16 protein-coding genes are annotated in these 18556 nt (G+C 71.0%); 10 read left to right on the forward strand and 6 right to left on the reverse strand.

What is annotated here, in order from left to right:
- Window positions 1-85 precede the first annotated feature (85 nt).
- Complete coding sequence (locus tag SD455_RS07155) at window positions 86-952, reverse strand: purine-nucleoside phosphorylase (RefSeq protein ID WP_445507653.1); 867 nt, start codon at window positions 950-952, stop codon at window positions 86-88.
- 62 nt (window positions 953-1014) lie between these two features.
- On the opposite strand from SD455_RS07155, the gene SD455_RS07160 reads away from it, so the two are divergent.
- From SD455_RS07160 to SD455_RS07180, 5 genes are all read left to right on the forward strand, one after another.
- Entirely contained in the window at window positions 1015-2454 is a 1440-nt protein-coding gene (locus SD455_RS07160; protein ID WP_070159801.1) for an NAD(P)H-quinone dehydrogenase, read from the forward strand.
- Between the two features lie 62 nt (window positions 2455-2516).
- The gene (locus tag SD455_RS07165) at window positions 2517-4181 is read left to right on the forward strand and encodes a DUF885 domain-containing protein (RefSeq protein ID WP_445507654.1); all 1665 of its coding nucleotides are present in this window, start codon (window positions 2517-2519) and stop codon (window positions 4179-4181) included.
- 14 nt (window positions 4182-4195) lie between these two features.
- Entirely contained in the window at window positions 4196-4858 is a 663-nt protein-coding gene (locus SD455_RS07170; protein ID WP_070159805.1) for a GNAT family N-acetyltransferase, read from the forward strand.
- Window positions 4859-4992: 134 nt separating this feature from the next.
- Entirely contained in the window at window positions 4993-5943 is a 951-nt protein-coding gene (locus SD455_RS07175; protein WP_311025927.1) for a hypothetical protein, read from the forward strand.
- 14 nt (window positions 5944-5957) lie between these two features.
- Complete coding sequence (locus tag SD455_RS07180; protein WP_085437533.1) at window positions 5958-7295, forward strand: hypothetical protein; 1338 nt, start codon at window positions 5958-5960, stop codon at window positions 7293-7295.
- Here SD455_RS07180 and SD455_RS07185 read toward each other — a convergent pair.
- The 3 genes from SD455_RS07185 to SD455_RS07195 are packed head-to-tail and all read right to left on the reverse strand — an operon-like array spanning window position 7237 to window position 11182.
- Window positions 7237-7932 carry a response regulator transcription factor gene (locus tag SD455_RS07185; RefSeq protein ID WP_311025926.1) on the reverse strand — a complete coding sequence of 232 codons (696 nt, stop codon included), beginning with the start codon at window positions 7930-7932 and terminating at the stop codon, window positions 7237-7239. The genes SD455_RS07180 and SD455_RS07185 overlap by 59 nt on opposite strands.
- Window positions 7929-9407 carry an ATP-binding protein gene (locus SD455_RS07190; protein ID WP_445507655.1) on the reverse strand — a complete coding sequence of 493 codons (1479 nt, stop codon included), beginning with the start codon at window positions 9405-9407 and terminating at the stop codon, window positions 7929-7931. Before SD455_RS07190 ends, SD455_RS07185 begins: the two co-directional genes overlap by 4 nt.
- Window positions 9404-11182: a tetratricopeptide repeat protein gene (locus SD455_RS07195; RefSeq protein WP_070159816.1), complete on the reverse strand. Its 1779-nt coding sequence runs from the start codon at window positions 11180-11182 to the stop codon at window positions 9404-9406. Before SD455_RS07195 ends, SD455_RS07190 begins: the two co-directional genes overlap by 4 nt.
- Window positions 11183-11299: 117 nt before the next feature.
- On the opposite strand from SD455_RS07195, the gene SD455_RS07200 reads away from it, so the two are divergent.
- The 3 genes from SD455_RS07200 (at window position 11300) to SD455_RS07210 (ending at window position 14620) form a co-directional block, all read left to right on the forward strand.
- A complete protein-coding gene (locus SD455_RS07200) occupies window positions 11300-12304 on the forward strand; it encodes a glycine betaine ABC transporter substrate-binding protein (RefSeq protein WP_445507656.1) in 1005 nt (334 codons plus the stop codon).
- 77 nt (window positions 12305-12381) lie between these two features.
- Window positions 12382-13620, forward strand: a complete 1239-nt coding sequence (locus tag SD455_RS07205) for a pyridoxal phosphate-dependent aminotransferase (protein WP_070159819.1) — start codon at window positions 12382-12384, stop codon at window positions 13618-13620.
- 10 nt (window positions 13621-13630) lie between these two features.
- Entirely contained in the window at window positions 13631-14620 is a 990-nt protein-coding gene (locus SD455_RS07210; RefSeq protein ID WP_445507657.1) for a PPK2 family polyphosphate kinase, read from the forward strand.
- Between the two features lie 24 nt (window positions 14621-14644).
- On the opposite strand, the gene SD455_RS07215 is transcribed toward SD455_RS07210, so the two are convergent.
- Both SD455_RS07215 and xseA read right to left on the reverse strand, forming a co-directional pair.
- On the reverse strand, window positions 14645-14953 hold the full coding sequence (locus SD455_RS07215) for an exodeoxyribonuclease VII small subunit (protein ID WP_445507658.1): 309 nt from the start codon (window positions 14951-14953) through the stop codon (window positions 14645-14647).
- A 17-nt stretch (window positions 14954-14970) separates the two neighbouring features.
- On the reverse strand, window positions 14971-16257 hold the full coding sequence (gene xseA / locus SD455_RS07220; RefSeq protein WP_445507679.1) for an exodeoxyribonuclease VII large subunit: 1287 nt from the start codon (window positions 16255-16257) through the stop codon (window positions 14971-14973).
- Window positions 16258-16450: 193 nt separating this feature from the next.
- On the opposite strand from xseA, the gene SD455_RS07225 reads away from it, so the two are divergent.
- Complete coding sequence (locus SD455_RS07225) at window positions 16451-17383, forward strand: hypothetical protein (RefSeq protein WP_445507659.1); 933 nt, start codon at window positions 16451-16453, stop codon at window positions 17381-17383.
- A gap of 32 nt (window positions 17384-17415) precedes the next feature.
- Window positions 17416-18525, forward strand: a complete 1110-nt coding sequence (locus tag SD455_RS07230) for a 4-hydroxy-3-methylbut-2-enyl diphosphate reductase (protein WP_445507660.1) — start codon at window positions 17416-17418, stop codon at window positions 18523-18525.
- The last annotated feature ends 31 nt before the right edge of the window (window positions 18526-18556 follow it).

Below are 18556 nucleotides of genomic sequence, written 5' to 3' on the forward strand. Positions count from 1 at the left end.
CGGTCGTGGGCTCACCCTGGTGTCCAGCGGGTGGGTCCAGCTTATCCGGGCGCGGCGGCGAGCACGACGGGAGATCCAGCCCTCCTCAGTCCTCCAGGGATCCGGCGATGATCTTCGCCAGCAGCGAGGCGATGCGCGGGGCGGCTTCGCGTCCGGCGTCGAGGACCTCCTGGTGACTCAGCGGCTCGTCGGAGATGCCGGCGGCCAGGTTGGTGACCAGGGAGATCCCGAAGACCTCCATGCCGGCGGCCCGTGCCGCGATCGCTTCCAGCGCGGTGGACATGCCCACCAGGTCGGCGCCGATGATCCGGGCGTGCTGGACCTCGGCGGGGGTCTCGTAGTGCGGGCCCGGGAACTGCGCGTAGACGCCCTCGGGCAGCGCAGGGTCGATCTGCCGGGCGATCTGCCGGATCCGTGGGGAGTACAGGTCCGTCATGTCCACGAAGTGCGCCCCGCGCAGCGGGGAGGTCGCCGTGAGGTTGATGTGGTCCTTGATGAGCACGGGAGTCCCGGGCGCCCAGTCCGGGTCGAGTCCGCCGCAGCCGTTGGTCAGCACCATGGTCCGCGCCCCGGCCGCTGCCGCGGTGCGCACTCCGTGGGCCACAGCGTCCACGCCGCGCCCTTCGTAGTAGTGGGTGCGGGCGCCCACCACCAGGATCGTGGCGCCGGCGGGCGTGCGGAAGACCTTCAGGGTGCCGGTGTGGCCGGAGACTCCGGAGACGTGGAAGCCGGGGACGTCGTCGGCGCTGATCTCGGCGATCTGCTCGCCGAGCTGCTCGGCGGCCTCGCCCCATCCGGAGCCCAGGGTGCAGGCGAGGTCGAAGGCGTCGACGCCGGCGCGTTCGAGCAGGACAGACGCCGCCTGTTCGGCGAGCTTGTTCGCCGGGGCGGTCGGGTCGTTGGTGGGGGTCAGGTCGGGCTCATGGGCCACGTGCTGCATGTTCTCGCTCATCGACACCAATCTACCTGGGCGGTCCCGCGGCCAGCTATGAAAACCCCCGACGAGTCGGCACAATGGTCCCCGTGACTTCACCTGACTTCCGCACGCACTTCGCCCCTGACCGTGTTGCGATCCTGGGCGGCGGCCCGGGCGGATATGAGGCCGCGCTCGTCGCCGCCGACGCCGGGGCCCAGGTCACCGTGGTGGAGGACAAGGGGCTCGGCGGCTCGGCGGTCCTCACCGATGTGGTGCCGTCCAAGACGCTGATCGCCACCGCCGATGCGATGCGTCGGGTCAACGCCTCCACCGCCTTCGGCGTCCGCTTCGGAGACCACAGCAGCGACGCCTATGAGACCGAGGCCTGGGCCGACATCTCCAAGGTCAACGAACGTCTGCTCAAGCTCGCCCATGACCAGTCCCGGGACATCCAGGCCTCCCTGGAGGCCATCGGGGTCACGGTCATCAGGGGCCGCGGTCGACTGGTGCCGCCGCATCACCTCGAGGTCACCACTGCCGGCGGGGAGACGCAGCTGGTGGAGGCCGACGCCGTCCTGGTCGCCACCGGGGCGCACCCGCGGGAGCTGCCCAGCGCGCAGCCCGACGGCGAGCGGATCCTGAACTGGACCCAGGCCTACAACCTCACCGAGGTGCCCGAGCACATGATCGTGGTCGGCTCAGGCGTGACCGGTGCCGAGTTCGCCTCCGCCTACCGGCGCCTCGGGGCCGGGGTCACCCTGGTCTCCTCGCGGGACCGCGTGCTGCCCGGTGAGGACGCCGACGCGGCCCGCGTGCTGGAGAACTCCTTCGCCCGGGTCGGCGTGCAGGTCGCCTCCCAGTCCCGTGCCGAGGCGGTGGAGCGTACCGCCGAGGGAGTCCGCGTCACCCTGACCGACGGCAGCGTGCTCGAGGGCTCCCACTGCCTGATGGCCGTGGGCGGGATCCCCAACACCGAGGACATCGGACTGGCCGAGTGCGGGGTGGAGACCGCCGAGTCTGGGCACATCCTGGTGGACAGCGTCTCCCGCACCACCGCGAACAACGTCTATGCCGCGGGCGACTGCACCGGGGTCATGCCGCTGGCCTCCGTGGCCGCCATGCAGGGCCGGGTGGCGATCTCCCACATGCAGGGCGACGCCGTGAAGCCCCTGAAGCTGCACCAGGTGGCCTCCAACGTGTTCACCTCTCCGGAGATCGCCACTGTGGGGGTGACCCAGGAGCAGGTGGACTCCGGGAAGTATCAGGCTGACGTCGTGAAGCTGGACCTGGCCACCAACCCGCGGGCCAAGATGACCAACGTCAAGGACGGCTTCGTCAAGATCTTCTCCCGCAAGGGTTCGGGCACGGTGATCGGCGCCGTCGTGGTCGCCCCGCGCGCCTCCGAGCTGATCTTCCCGCTGGCTCTGGCGGTCACGCAGAAGATCCACGTCGACGACGTCGCCGCCACCTTCACCGTGTACCCGTCGCTGTCGGGCTCCCTGGCGGAGGCGGCCCGCCGCCTGCACGTGCACCTGTAGCACCCGGCCCGACGGGTCCGCTGCCCGCGCCTCGCCTGATCAGCGCGCGATAGCATGCGGATATGACCTCACGCACACCCACCGCCGTCGACGCCCACGCCGAGGAGCACTTCGAGCGGCTGCTCGCGCTCAGCCCCGAACAGGCCACGGTCCTGGGTCGACGCGGCGTCGAGACCGAGTACTCCGACCTGTCCCCGGCGGGACGGGAGGAGGTCGTCGCGGAGCACCGTCGGGCACTGGCCGGGCTGGACGGGCTCATCCCGGAAGACCACACCGACGCGGTGACGCTGCACGCGATGCGTGAACGGCTGGGCCTGGAGGTCGCCCTGCACGAGACCGGTCGCACCGAGCTGAACAACCTCGCCTCCGCGCCTCAGGACGTGCGCATGGTCCTGGAGCTGATGCCCCAGGACACCGCAGAGGACTTCGCCCAGATCGCCGGGCGGCTGCGCAACCTGCCCGGTGCGCTGGACGGGTACTGGGAGTCCCTGCGCCACTCGCGCAGCCTCGGTCAGGTCCCGGCCCGTCGACAGGTCGTCGCCGTGGCCGAGCAGTGCCGGGACTATGCGCGGTCCGAGGGCGCCCTGAGCACCTTCGTCGACGCCGCTCGGAGAGCCGGAGTCCAGGAGAGCACGGTCGACGAGGTCGCCGAGGCCGTCGCCGCGGCCGCCGCAGGCTACCAGCGGCTCGCGGAGCGGCTCTCCGACGATCTGCTGCCCGATGCTCCCGAGGAGGACGCGGTGGGTCCGGACCACTACCGGCTGGCCTCCCAGGTGTTCACCGGGACCGTGCTGGACCTCGAGGAGACCTACCGGTGGGGGCTCGAGGAGCTGGCCAGGATCGTCGAGGCTCAGCAGCAGGTGGCGGAGAGGATCCGCCCCGGCGCCGACATCGCGGAGGCCAAACGGATCCTGGACGAGGACCCCGCCCGGCAGCTGCACGGCACCGAGGCCCTGCAGGCGTGGATGCAGCGCCTCTCCGACGACGCCGTCGCCGCGCTGAAGGACACCCACTTCGACATCCCCGCACCCATGGACGTCCTGGAGTGCCGCATCGCGCCCACCCAGGACGGAGGGGTGTACTACACGGGCCCCAGCGACGACTTCACCCGGCCGGGCCGGATGTGGTGGTCGGTGCCGCCGTCGGACACCCGGTTCACCACCTGGGCCGAGACCACCACGGTCTACCATGAAGGCGTGCCGGGCCATCACCTGCAGATCGCCACCGCCACCCTGGTGAAGGACCGACTGAACTCCTGGCGGCGCCACGGCTGCTTCGTCTCCGGATACGCCGAGGGATGGGCGCTGTACGCGGAGACGCTGATGGCCGAGCTCGGGCACCTCGACGATCTCGGCGACCAGATGGGCATGCTGGACATGCAGCGTATGCGGGCCGCCCGCGTGGTGTTCGACATCGGGGTCCACTGCAGAATGCCGGCGCCTCGGGAACACGGCGGCGGAACCTGGACCCCGGAGGCGGGGCGCGCCTTCCTCCGGGAGCACCTGCCGATCTCCGAGGCTCAGCTGGACTTCGAGTTCGTCCGGTACCTCGGCTGGCCCGGACAGGCGCCCTCCTACAAGGTGGGTCAGCGCATCATCGAACAGCAGCGGGCTCGGCGTGAGGCCGTCGACGGGGCCGCCTTCGACCTGCGAGCCTTCCACACTGAGGTCCTCCAGCTGGGCATGCTGGGGCTGGACACGTTGAGCTTCGCGCTCTCTCGGGACTGAGGGGCTCGCCGACGATGGCACGCAGACGCACAGCCATGGACTGGCCGACCACTCTCAGAGCCGCCGTCCCGGCGGGGGAGATCCGACTTCGCCCGCTGACGATGCGGGACGAGCACCGCTATCTGGCGCTGCGGGCCGCCAACCGTGACTGGCTCGCCCCCTGGGACGCCACCACCCCCGAGTATCCTGTCACGGAGGTGACCCCGGCCGGATTCCGGGAGATGGCCCGCACCATGGCCCGCCAGGCCCGGGCCGGCAGCCACCTGCCCTGGCTGCTGTGGTTCCGCCCCGCGGAACAGGGCGATGTCGTCGCCGACTCTGAGGACGCCGCCGAGCGTCTCATCGGCCAGGTCACCGTGGGCCCCATCATCGGAGGGTCTGCGCGCAGCACCTCGATCGGCTACTGGATGGATCAGGGGCACGCCGGGCGTGGCCTGATGACCGCCGCCGTCGCGCTGGCGTGTGACCACCTGTTCATCTCCCGGGGTCTGCATCGGGTGGAGATCAGCATCCGGCCGGAGAACGCCGCGAGCCTGCGCGTGGTGGAGAAGCTCGGCTTCCGGCAGGAGGGACTGCGTGAGCGGTTCCTGCACATCGCGGGGGAGTGGCGGGACCATCACAGCTTCGCGCTGACCTCGGAGGAGATCGGTGACGGGCTGCTGAGGCGGCTGATGTGACACGCCTCGCGTCGCCGGCCGCAGATCGCCGGAACCGGGCCGCGGATCGGCTACGCTGGTGCCGTACCTCATGATCTGCGTAACCCCCGGTGTGCAGGACGCGATGGTGCCGACGAAGGGCAGGTGGACTCACGGTGACGCTGGGCATCGGTCGCCTCGACATGGCGATCATCAACGTGATCCCCAGCCTGCCCATCCACTCGTCGGTGCTGTTCGCCCTGATCGCCGGGCTCTTCCTGGCGGCGCTGATCATCCGGGCCCAGCGCCTCCCGAGCCGACCCTCGGAGACCTCCCGAAGAAGGGCAAGCATGTCTGCGACCACTCCACGCGGCGGAGCCAGCGCCGCATCGAGGACCGGAGCGCCCGCGGCCGCGGCGTCGGGCCGACTCACCATCCACTGGGGCAGGACCCTGGTGACGGTGATCGGGCTGATCGCGCTGCTGGCCGCCGTCGTCACCGGTGTCCTGGCCGCCGTCACTTCACTGACCGTCGTCACCCCGCTGCTCTGCGCCGCCGTGGTGCTGGCCAGCCTGGCCACGCTGCGCACCATGGCCGTGACGCGCCGTCGTCGTCGCCGGCGGCGGCGTCTCGACGCCGCCCTGCAGGAGGCGATGAACCCAGACGTCGACGCCGCGGGGCTGCGCCGTCCCACCGTGCCGAACACGGCGGCGGCGGTGCCGGAGCAGACCGGCCGCACGGCGCCGTTCGACGCCCTGACCTCTGATGAGCGCGGCGTGGGCGGTCCGCGGTCGCTGCAGGAGGTCGACGACGACGGCCTGCCGGTGGACCTGGCTGAGACGTTCCCCGCTGATGAGGAGCCCGCCGCACCCGCGGCAGCCGCCTCCTCGCCGGCCGAGCCGTGGGAGCCCCGGGAGCTGCCGCTTCCGAAGTACCTGGAGGCGGAGAAGGCCGAACGGCCCCTTCCGGAGCCGCTCACCCCGTCGGAGCCGAAGCCCTCCGGTGAGGTGAAGATCGGCCGGACGGCCTCGAGCCCGGCCGTCGCTCCGCCGACGCCGACCCGCCCCCAGACGGCGGTCCAGCAGTCCCTCGACCTCGACGCGGTGCTCAAGCGCCGACGCGCCTGAGCCGCGACCACTCCATGGCCGTCGACCTACCGCCGCAGGCCCCTCGGGCCGCCCCTTCGCCCAGCACGGCGCAGCTGGAGGCCAAGCAGCTGGCCTTCATGGAGTCCTATGACGCCCACTCGCCGATCTCGGTGGCCGTCCAGCACACGGGGGTCTACGCCACCTCCATCCACCTGGAGTCCCTCCAGCACCGTCCCGGCGCCGGGGTGACCGGCATCTACCGTGTGGCCACCGCCCGCCCGGTGGTGCCCCGGCACTGGCCCTCCGGGGTGTACACGGAGACCTCGGACCACGTGGACGAGCTTTATGTGGGGATGACGACCGAGTCCGTGCCGGCCGACGCCGACGGCATCGTCCACTCGCACAGTCCCTACGGCCGACTGGCGATCTGGCAGCATCCGTTGGACCCCTGCCTTCCCGGTCTGCGCCTGGCCACCGACCCGGCCTCCGTGGTGGAGCACTGGGGAGCCGGGCGACGGCTCGTCGCCCTGGAGACGATCAGCTACCGGCCGCTGCGCCGGGCGGTCATCGCCGCGGACTTCGACGACGGCACGCGCCTGTACCTGAAGGTGCTGCGAGCCGGACGGGCGCGCGACCTCGATGCCCGCCACCGGATGCTTCTTGACGCCGGCATCCCTGCGCCGCGGCCGGTCCGTGAGCCGGTGGGCGACGTCGTCGCGCTGCAGGAGGGAGCGGGGGAGTCGCTGGCGGAGCAGCTGCTCGCCGACGGCGGCGCGGCCGTCGACCCGTCCCGATTCGTCCAGCTGCTCGATGCGATGCCGGCGGCGGTGATGACTCTGCCGGCGCGCGACGCCTGGACGGACCGCCTTCCTGCCTATGCCTCCGCGGCCGTGTCGGCGCTGCCGCACTGTGCCGATCGGATCCGTCGGCTGGAGCGGGCCATCATGGAGGGGCTGCCGCTCACTCAGCGCGGCCCTGTGGTGCCCACCCACGGTGACTTCTACGAGGCGAACGTCCTGATGCAGGAGGAGACGATCTCCTGCCTGCTGGACGTGGACTCCCTGGGGCCGGGGCACCGGGTGGACGACCTGGCCTGCTTCCTGGGGCACGTCGCGGTCCTGCCGGCGGTGGACTCGCGGTACGTCCACGCCCCGGCCGCCCTGGACCGGTTCGCCCGGGTCTTCGCCCAGGCGGTGGATCCCCAGGCGCTGCGCCTGCGGGCGGCTTCGGTGGCGCTGTCCCTGGTGGCTGGCGCCCGGGACTCGCGGCGGGATGGTTGGGAGGCGCAGGCCGAGCATCGGCTCACCTGTGCGGAGGCGCTGCTGGGCTTCGTCAGCGCCGGGCCAGCTCTTCCGCAGTGGCCAGACGATATCCGGCGCCCCGCACCGTGACGATCCGCTCGGCACCCAGCTTGGCGCGCAGGTACCGGATGTAGACGTCGACGACGTTCGAGCTGGTCTCCGAGCTGGACTCCCAGACCATGTCCAGCAGCTGGTCCCGTGAGAGGACCTGCCGCGGATGTTCCAGCAGCACCTCTGCCAGGGTGAACTCCCGGGCGGAGAGCTCCACGGCCCGGCCGTCCACGCTGGCCTGCCGGCTGGGCAGGTCCAGACGGAGTCCGGCGTGCTCCAGCTCGGTGACCTCCTCGGGGCCGCTGGGCGCCTGCGGGTCGGGCCGCAGGCGCAGCCGGACCCGGGCCACGAGCTCCTCCACCCGGAACGGCTTGGCCATGTAGTCCTGGGCACCCGAGGACAGCCCCTGGACGGTGTCCTCCACGGAGGACCGGGCGGTGAGGATGATCACCGGCACCGCGTTGCCGGTGGAGCGGACCTTCTGCAGCACCTCGAAGCCGTCCATCTGGGGCAGCCCGAGGTCCAGGATCACCAGGTCGAAGTGGGCGTTGGCCAGCGCCACGATCGCCTCCGTCCCCGTGCGGGCGATGTGCGGCTCGAAGCCGGCGGCTCGGAGTCCTTTGGCGACGAATGCGCTGATCCGTTCTTCGTCCTCGACGACGAGGATCCTGCTCATCGGGTCCCTCCTGGGTTGGTCAGACTGGTCAGGCTGGTCGGGGCGGTCGGGCGGGCGGTCTGGAGCATCTCGAGACTCTGGATCGGCAGCACGATGGTGAAGGTGGATCCATGACCCGGGGAGGACATGACGTCCACCCACCCGCCGTGGCCCTGGGCGATGCTGTCCACGATGGTCAGCCCCAGCCCGGAGCCCTCCGTGCGGGAGGAGTTCGTCCCGCGGGCGAAGCGGGAGAAGATCGCCTCCTGGTCCTCGGGGCTGATCCCGGCTCCGGAGTCCTGCACCCACAGGCGCAGGGCGCCGCCGCGCAGCGCGGAGCCCACCGCGATCTCGGAACCGGGCTCGGAGAACTTCACGGCGTTGTGCGCCAGCTGCAGCCACGCCTGGGTGATGCGCTGGGCGTCGAGGGGCACGACGGCCCGGGCCGTGCCGTCCTGCCGCCACCTGCGGTCACCCAGCAGGGCCGCCTTGTCGAAGACCTGGTCGGTGAGCAGGTCCACATCGGTGGCGGCCGGGGCGAGGAAGTCCACCTGTGCGGACTTTGCCAGCGTGACCAGGTCTTCCACGAGCCGACTCATGCGGTCCAGCTCATCCAGGCTGAGGTCACGGGTGGCGACGACGTCGTCGGGGTCGTGGGCGTCCACCAGCTCGAGGTGGCCCCGCACGATGGTCAGCGGGGTGCGCAGCTCATGGCCGACGTCGTCGAGCAGCTGGCGTTGGGAGGTCACGGCGGTCTCGAGCCGGTCCAGCATCTCGTTCACGGTGACGGTGAGCTCGCCGAGGTCGTCCCGGGAGTGGACGTCGATGCGCCGCGAGATGTCGGTCTCGGTGATGGAGCGGGCGGTCTGGCGCAGCCGCCGGATCGGCTCGAGCAGGCGCCCGACCATCAGCCAGCCGACGACTCCGGTGATCGCCACCGCGCCCAGGCCGACTCCGGCGTAGGTCAGGAACGTCCGGTTCAGGGCCGTCATCCCTGCCTCGACGTCGACGGCCAGCACGAACAGGGTGTGCGAGTCGTCCTCGGCCATCTGCACCGGCACGGCCACGGCGCGGTAGGTGGAGACATCGGTGGTCACGGTCTGGATGCGCCGCTCGGTGATGGGATCCTGCGCCAGGACCCAGTCCAGGAACTGAGGGTCGTTCTCCAGCCGCACCGGCTGCTGTGCGTTGGGGGTCTGGCGTACGTTCCCTTCTCGCATCGCGACCATGGACTCGTTCTCGGCCAGCAGCGTGCGCTGCATGCCCACGTAGATGAGCCGGTCCGCGGTGCGCCACGGCTCTCCGGTCTCGGGGTCGTTGCCGTCCTCGCCGAGCTGGATGAACTCGGTGACGGTCCGGGCCAGGGAGTCGTCCATGGTCCGGTAGGTCTCGACGCGCTGGAGCAGGTAGGCGGCCGTGCCGGCGAGCACGAGGGTGAGCACGGTGAGGAACACCATGATCAGCAGCGCCCGCGTGCGGACGGTCAGCTGTCTCACGGCTTCATCCGGCGCTTGAGGCGCGTGAGCTCCCGCCGCAGCTCGGCGGCCTCCTCGGGTTTGCCCTGCCGCATGAGCGCGTCGATGCGCCCTTCCAGAGCCTCGGCGACCAGATCATGCTCGGACTGCCGGTCGCCCACGGCCATGCGCAGGATCGCCTCGGCCTCGTCCGCGCGGCCCATCTCCAGCAGGACCTTCCCGGCGAAGATCTCCGCCCCGCCGGCGGACCGATCGTCCCCGGCGGCGAGGAACAGGTCCGCGGCGTCGAGGGCGCGGGCGACGGCGGCGGCGCCGTCGCCGAGGGCCACATAGCCGCGCGCCAGGGAGTCGGTGATGTCGGCGACCTGCCAGTCGGTGCCGTGCTCCTGGGCGACGTCGAGGGCCTCCTGCAGATGCGCCACCCCGGAGGGGTCCTCGGTGCGGGTCAGCAGATGGCCCAGCGAATGCAGCGCCTGGACGAGCACCGCAGGGTCGTCCTCCTGGGAGGTCCGGGCCAGTTCGAGGGCCTTGCGGTGGTGCGACTCTGCGGCGTCGAGGCGCTCCAGAGAGGCCGCCAGGGAACCGGCGGCGAGGTGGGCCCGCGCCGACTCTTCGATCTCGTCCACCGAGCGGAAGAGGGCGGCGGCCTCCTCCCAGTGCGCCATGGCCTCCAGGGGGCGCTTCTGCTGGGTGACCGCGTGGCCGAGACCCATGAGCGCCCGCGCGCGCACGGACGCGTCCTCGGAGGATCCCGTCAGCCGTACGGAGAGGGCGTCGAGGACCTTCTCTGCCTCCTCGAACCGCTCGAGCTCGAGCAGCTGCTGGCCCAGGGCGAGGGTGAGCATCCGCGATTCGGGGAACTCACCGAGCTCGGCCTGCTGGACGGCGACCCGCCACGCCAGCACGGAGGTCTCGTCCTGGTCGGCGGCGGAGGTCAGGCTGGCCAGCAGGGCCGCCGCGGAGGCCGCACCCTTGCGCACTCCGCAGGCCGCGTAGAGCTCGGTGGAGGTCATCGCGTCGGCGATCGCCTCCTCGGGCCGGTCGTCATGGTGGTGGATGGTGGCCCGCAGCATCGCCATCGCTCCGCGGACCGCACGGTTCGCCGGCGCGGCCATGACCTCTTCGGCCACGTGCAGGGCCCGGGCGGACTCGCCGGTGAGCAGCAACGTGTGGGCCAGGAACATACGGGCCCCGGCCAGCGCCTCGGGGCGATCCAGGCGGATGAGGATGTCGACGGCCTCCTCGACCACCGGCAGAGCGGCCTCGGGGCCCTCGTCATGCAGCACCCGGACCGCCTGGGAGGAGAGCACATCGGCCAGCTCCAGGCTGGGTCGGCCAGCGGTCGCATCCTCGTCGCGCAGCTGCTCGGCCACACGGGCCAGGATCTCGCCCTCCACGTGATCGGGTTCTCGCAGCAGCATCGGGCCCAGCTCCTCTTCGATACGGGCCTGGCGCGTGCGCCCCAGCTCCCGGAGCAGGGCGACACGCTGGGTCACGTAGGGAGTGGAGGCTTCCGTGTCGCCGCGCATCTCGTGGACGCCGGCGAGGATCCGCAGCAGCATCAGCCGGTTCTCCGGGTCCTGCCCGCCGGCGGCGGACAGGCCCGCCTGTGCGGCGGCAGCGGCGGCTGAATACCGTTCGCCGTAGGCGGCCTCGTAGGCCAGGTCCAGCCAGCCGCGCGCGGTCTCGGCACGCGGCTCATCGGCCTGCGGTCCGTGGAGCAGGGACTGCAGACGGGTGATCAGCGGCGCCGCACCGCTGAGCTCCACCTCGACATCGGCAGGATCACGTGTCATCACCTCCAGCCTAAGCGTTCAGGGCGCGTGACGTGCACGGACGCCGTCGCGCGTGTGCGGCCACGGTGCCTCCTGCTGCGCGCTGCGGGCGGGCGGTCCGCCCCTAGAATGGCAGCCATGACCTCTCCGCCCGGCCGTCGCTCAGCCCTGCCTCCGGCCCTGCTTCCGGTGCTTCTTCCGGCGCTTCTTCCGGTGCTCCTCGTCGTCTCGGCCTGCTCGGGGCCGCCGCCTGCCCAGGAGCCTACGGGGGAGGCGGCCGAACGTGCGTGGACCATCGCGGTCCCGGACCACGGACTGGACCGGACGGTGGCGCACATCTATTCGCTGGCGCTGAACTCCCGGGAGACCCCTGCGGTGGTGGAGCCCCGCGACGCCGAGGTCGGCGAGCTCGTCCTGGCGATGGCCGAGGAGCAGGACCCGGGCTACGACATGGTCCTGGCGCGTACGCTGCCGCTGGCCGAGCAGCTGCAGGCGGAGGACGACACGGCTGAGGAGGTGGAGCCGGGACCGTCCGCGGAGGAGCTGCTGAGCGTCGTCGAGTCCCAGCTGGAGGCCCAAGCACCGGGCACCGAGCTGCTGGAGCCGGCGACCGCCGTGCTCTCCAACGCCATGGTCATCACCACGGTGACGGCGGAGCAGCATGAGATCGACCTCAGCGCAGAGGCGGACGATCCGGCCTTCGCCGCCGTCTGTGATGAGCTGCGCATCGGCATCCGGCAGGACCTTCCGGATCCGGAGCCGCTGTTGGAGGAGCTCTATGACTGTGAGCCGGAGGAGGTGCTCACCGGTACGGAGGGAGAGCTGCTGCGTCAGGTGATCACTGCCGAGATCGACGCGGCCATCATCACCGACTCCCATCCGGGCATCCGGGAGCATGCGCTGATCGTCCTGCAGGACGCGGAACAGGCGTTCGGAGAGGAGCAGCATGTCCCGGTGGTCCAGGCCGGGATATCCGAGGAGATGCCTGATGTGGTGGACCAGATCGCCTCCCGGCTGGACGATGAGGCGATGGTGACCCTGCGGCAGCTCATCGACGGTGACGACGGGCTGGAGCCGCAGGACGCCGCCGAGTACTGGCTGGTGGAGGAGAACCTCATCGCCGAGCCGGAGGACTGGGGCTGAGCCTCGGTGGATGCCGATGAGCGGCCCTGCGGGTGTCATCTGCGCCGGGCCGCCCCGCAGTGAGGCAAGATGGGGGGATGCAGGAGTTCGAGGATTTCACCCAGTCGCCCAAGCTTCGGGACGTCCGTTACGACGTCCGCGGCCCGATCGCCCAGGAGGCGGCCCGGCTGGAGCGCGAGGGGCACAGGATCACCCGGCTGAACATCGGCAATCCGGCCCCGTTCGGCTTCGAGGCGCCGGACTCGATCCGGATGACCATGATCAACAACCTGGCGAACGCCCAGGGCTACTCGGACTCGCAGGGGATCTATTCGGCGCGCATCGCGGTGGCCCAGTACTACCAGTCCCGCGGCATGACCGACACCGACCCGGATGACATCTACCTGGGCAACGGGGTCTCCGAGCTGATCACCATGGTGCTGCAGGCGATGCTGGGGCCCGGGGACGAGGTGCTGATCCCCGCTCCGGACTACCCGCTGTGGACCGGTGCGACCACCCTCGCCGGGGGCCGGGCCGTGCACTACGTCTGTGACGAGCAGAACCACTGGTGGCCGGACCCGGAGGAGATCGAGTCGAAGGTCACCGACCGCACCAAGGCCCTGGTGATCATCAATCCAAACAACCCCACCGGGGCGGTGTACCCCCGCCATGTCCTGGAGGCGATGGTGGACATCGCCCGCAGGCACAACCTCATCCTGCTGGCCGATGAGATCTACGAGAACATCACCTTCGACGACGCGGAGATGGTCAACGTCTGCACGCTGGCCGACGACGTCTTCACCATCACGTTCTCTGGGCTGTCGAAGACCTGGCGGGTGGCGGGATTCCGGTCCGGATGGATCTTCGTCTCCGGGCCCACGCACCGGGCGAAGAACTATCTGGAGGGCCTGACCCTGCTGATGAACATGCGCATGTGCGCCAATGTGCCGGCCCAGCATGCGATCCAGGCCGCCCTGGGTGGTCACCAGTCCATCGAGGATCTCATCGCCCCGGGCGGGCGGCTCTACGAGCAGCGCACCACGGCGCACCGGCTGCTGGCGGAGATCCCCGGGGTCACTGTGGAGCAGGCGGACGGCGCCCTGTATCTGTTCCCGCGCCTGGACCCGGAGATGTACCCGATCAGCGACGACGAGCAGTTCGTCATCGAGCTGCTGCGGCAGCAGAAGATCCTGGTCTCCCACGGGCGGGCGTTCAACTGGATCGATGACAACCACTTCCGACTCGTCACCCTGCCCAGCGTGGAGGACCTGGAGGTCGCCATCGCCGGGATCGCCGAGTTCCTGGAGGAGTACCGCACCGCCGCGGCACGCGGCTGAGAGACCAGTCATGGGAGACCAGCCCTTCGACGCCGACCCCCGTCGCATCTTCAGAGTCGATCGGTGGGGCTCCCCGCTGAGCCTCGACGACGTCCCCACCCGCCGGCGTCTGGAGTTCTCCGGGAAGAAGGCGCGCGGCCGGAGGCTGCTCGCGGAGCGGGCCGAGGTCCTGGCCGAGGCGCAGGAGCGGCTCTGGGCCCATCAGGCGGCCGCGGAGGAGCAGACTCGTCGCGTCGTCATGGACAGGTTCGTCCACCGTGTGCCCCGAGGCGAGGCTACGGAGCAGGAACGCGCCGCACGGCTGCTCACCCCCGAGGTGACGCGCGCCCTGGATGAGGTGCCGCCAGGGCCTCGGGTGCTGCTGGTGCTGCAGGGGATGGACGCCGCCGGCAAGGGCGGCACCGTCAAGCATGTGGTCGGGTCGATGGATCCCCTGGGAGTCTCGGTGGCGGGCTTCGGACGACCGACGGAGGCGGAGCGGCGGGAGCATTTCCTGCGCCGAATCATCCGCCGGCTCCCTGCGCCGGGCCATGTCGGGGTCTTCGACCGGTCGCACTATGAGGACGTGCTGGTCCCGGCGGTCACGGGGACGCTCAGCCCGGAGCCTCTGGCCGAGCGGACCGAGGTCCTGCGGCTGTTCGAGGCGGAGCTGGTCCGCCGCGGTGTGGCCGTGGTGAAGGTGTTCCTGCACCTGTCTCCCCAGGAGCAGCTGGAGCGGCTCCTGTCCCGACTGGACCGGCCGGAGAAGCACTGGAAGTACGATCCCTCCGACGCGGAGGCGCGAGCGGATTTCGGCCTGTTCCGTACCGTGTACTCGAGGCTGCTGGAGGCCACCGACGCCGACTGGGCGCCCTGGCACGTCGTGCCGGCCGACCGCAAGTGGTACTCCCGGCTGGCGGTCCAGGAGCTGCTGATCGCCACCTTGGAGGACCTGGAGCTGGGGTGGCCGCGGGCCGGGTTCGACATCGAGACCGAGCGGCAGCGCCTGCTGAGCAGCTGAGCGCCGACTCAGACCCGCTCCGGCTCATCCCTGGTCGGGTCCGGTACCTTCCAGGCTGCGGCGGACCTCCTCCAGGCGGGCGGAGGCGCCGTCGAGCCATCGTTCGCACCGGTCGGCCAGCGCCTCGCCGCGCTGCCAGAGGGCGAGCGACTCCTCGAGCGGGGCACCGCCGGTCTCCAGCTTGGTGACCACGGCGATCAGCTCCTCCCGGGCCTGCTCGTAGCTCATCGTCTCAATGTCCTCCAGCTGCGCTCCGGCGAAGCTCTGCCCGGGGTCGGACTGAGAGTTCTGCCCAGGGCCGTGCTCAGGGTTCTGATCCGTGCTCTGCGTCATGTGCTGCCTTCTCCCGTTCAGTTCTCGTCCTCGGCCGCGATCACCCGCGCGGCCCGTGCTGTCAGCTCTCCGCGGGCGACCATCACCCGCAGCGGTGCCCCGACGGCGACCGTCTCGGCATCGCGGACGATCTGCCACCCGCCGCGCGCCGTGGGCAGCCCTTCGGCATCCAGGGCGCCGTCGTCGGCATGGGTCTGGACCACCGCATAGCCGCGGTCCAGTGTGGACTGCGGGGAGAGGCCGGTGACCCGGGCCCGGGCCTGACCGACCCAGTCCCGCGCCCGTGCCACGGAGGCTTCCACCGAGACCAGGGCCCGGCGGCGCAGTCCCGCCAGCTCCTCGGAGCGGACCGTGACCATGGTCTCCGGCTGGGCCAGGACCGGCCGGGAGCGCACGGCGCTGAGCCATTCGGCCTCCCGGGCCACCATGCGCTGCACGCCGGTGGACATGCGGGCGCGCGCCTGTGAGATGTTCTCCCGCTCGAGCGCCTCGTCCACCACCAGAAGCTTCGCCGAGCCGGTGGGGGTGGAGGCGCGCACGTCGGCGACCTCGTCGAGCAGGGGACGGTCCGCCTCGTGGCCGATGGCCGAGACCACGGGGGTCCGGGCGGCGGCCACGGCACGGATGAGACGCTCGTCGGAGAACGGCAGGACGACCTCTTCCAGCGCGCCGCCGCCGCGGGCGATGACGATGACGTCCACCTGTGGGTCGGCGTCCAGCTCGGCCAGGGCCGCGGCCACCTCCACGGGCGCGGTGGCGCCCTGGGTGGCGACCTCCCGGATCTCGAACTGCGCGGCGGCCCACCGGGCGTGGGTGTTGCGCAGGATGTCCTTCTTCGCGTCCGAGTCCCGGCCGGTGATCAGTCCGATCCGGGAGGGCAGCAGCGGCAGCGGCTTCTTGCGGTCGGCGGCGAACAGCCCTTCGGCGGCCAGCTGCTTCTTCAGCTGCTCCACCCGGGCCAGCAGATCGCCCAGACCCACCGGGCGCATCTGCTGGGTGACCAGCGAGAGTCTGCCGGTCTTCTCATAGAGGTTGGGGCGCACCTGCGCCACCACCCGGGAGCCGGGCTGGACCACGCCGTCGAGCCCGGAGGCGACGTTGCGCCAGGCCACCGCACTGAAGGAGACCTCCTGCTCCAGGTCCCGCAGCGTCATCCACGCGTTGCCGTTGCGCAGGGTGAACTCCACCAGCTGGCCCTCCACCCAGGTGGGAGTGACCTTCTCGATATGCGCCTTGAGCTTCCCGGAGAAGTGGCTCAGCGGCCACGGAGTCTCCGGAGAGGTCTCCCGGCTGTTGGCCGGCATCGCAGAGCGCTGCGGACCGTCCCCGGGGTGTGCCTCGGTCACTGTTCCTCCTCGGACGCCGGTACGATCGGTGCTGCCAGACACTCTACTCATCCCCGCCGACACGTTCCTCCCAGCCGACCGGACTGTGGACGACGCCCCTGGGCTCGCCCGGCCTGTGGAGGAACGCGGTCCGGACGCGGACAGGAGGCTCGTGCGACACCTGCTCAGCACACTGTGCGCCCTGCTCGCTGCCCTGCTGGCGGCGGCCGCGCTCGCCGGAGGACAGCTCGATCAGCTGCTCCGCGAGGAGGAGCCCGTCCGGGAGATCGCCGGCGACCTCCCCGCCCAGGAACCCTTCGGCGAAGCCGTGGTGGGTCTCCTGGTGGAGGAGCTCACCGGACAGGACGTCGAGGCGCTGCCTTCAGGGGTGCGGGACACCGTCTCCGGGTTCGCCGGGTCTCTGTTGCAGGAGGACCGCACCCTTCAGGCCTGGGACGAGACCCTGCAGACCACCCGGGAAGGGGTGGATGCCGAACTGGCCCGGCTGTTCCATGACGGCGGCACCGGATCCCCTCAGGACCTGGACATCACCCTGGATCTCAGTCCCGTGGCGGCCGCGGTGACCGAGCCCCTGCGTGACGGTCTCGACGGGATGCTCGGCTGGCTGCCGTTCCTCGACGAATCCAGCTTCGACGCGCTGGCCCCCGAGGTGGTCATCGACCTCGACGCCCTCGCCGAGGACGGCGTGGATCCCTACCCCTGGGCGACCGCGGCCGAGGCGGCCCGCCACTGGCCGGTGATCGCCGGGGCCGCCGTCGTAGTGGGTGCGCTGGCGCTGCTGATCGGTGCGGGGAGAGGACGTTGGGCGGCGTTGGCGCTGGCCGGGCTGGTCGCCGTGGTGGCGGGGATCTGGATGGCGTCGACCGTCGCCTCCCCGGACATGACCCCGCACCAGCCGGTGCCGGAGGCTGTGGCGGTGCTGCTGGACCATGTGGAGGGTCGCTTCACGGACTGGGCCCAGCCGGCCTGGTGGGTGTTCTCCGCCGCAGGAGGCGTCGCCGTCGTGATCGGCCTGCTCGGGGCGGCGACCAGCGGTGCGCGAGGGCGGCGTTCCGTGGGTCACGATCCCCTGCATCGGGTCTGATTCCGTAGGGCCAGGCCGGTAGACTGAGCCGCATGACTACCAGTGCGACCACGGAAGCACCCGCGCGCGCCCGGCACATCTCCGTGCCCACGCCGATGGTGCCGCGCAAGCGCCGCAGCCCGGAGGAGGTGGCCGCCGCATCGTCGTTCTCGGGCGATCGGAAGGTGCTGCTCGCCGCCCCGCGCGGCTACTGCGCCGGAGTCGACCGCGCCGTCGTCGCCGTGGAGAAGGCCCTGGAGCGCTACGGCCCCCCGGTGTACGTGCGCAAGGAGATCGTGCACAACCGCCACGTGGTGGACACGCTCACGGAGAAGGGCGTGATCTTCGTGGAGGAGGCCGACGAGGTCCCCGAGGGTGAGCTGCTGATCTTCTCCGCCCACGGCGTCTCTCCGGCGGTGAAGCAGACTGCCGAGGACCGGAAGCTGCGGACCATCGACGCGACCTGCCCGCTGGTGACCAAGGTCCACCGCGAGGCTGTCCGGTTCACCACCAAGGACGACTTCCACATCCTGCTCATCGGCCATGACGGGCACGAGGAGGTCGAGGGCACCTTCGGGCACGCGCCGGAGAGCACTACGATCGTCAACGGCCCCTGGGAGGTCGACCAGATCGAGGTCCCGGACCCGGACCGGCTCATCTGGCTCTCGCAGACCACGCTGTCGGTGGACGAGACCATGGAGACCGTCCAGAAGCTCAAGGAGCGGTTCCCGAACCTGCAGGACCCGCCCAGCGATGACATCTGCTACGCCACCTCCAACCGGCAGGCCGCCATCAAGAAGGTGGCCCCGCAGACCGACCTGGTGATCGTGGTGGGCTCCGCGAACTCCTCCAACTCGGTGCGGCTCAAGGAGGTCGCCAAGGAGTATGGGGCCACGCGTGCCGAGCGGGTGGACTTCGCCAACCAGGTGGACGAGGCCTGGTTCGAGGACGCCCAGACCGTCGGGGTGACCTCCGGGGCGTCGGTGCCGGAGGTCCTGGTCCAGGACGTGCTGCGGCTGTTGGAGGAGTACGGCTACGACGACGTCGAGGAGGTCGTCACCGCCGAGGAGGACATCATCTTCAGCTTGCCCAAGGAGATCCGCAAGGCGCTCCAGGAGGTCGGGGACGAATCGAACACGCGCGGAGGCCGCAAGCGCGGCTGAGCGAGGACTACCACGGGGTAGAATCTGTGCC

The organism is Nesterenkonia sp. K-15-9-6 (genome assembly GCF_052656005.1).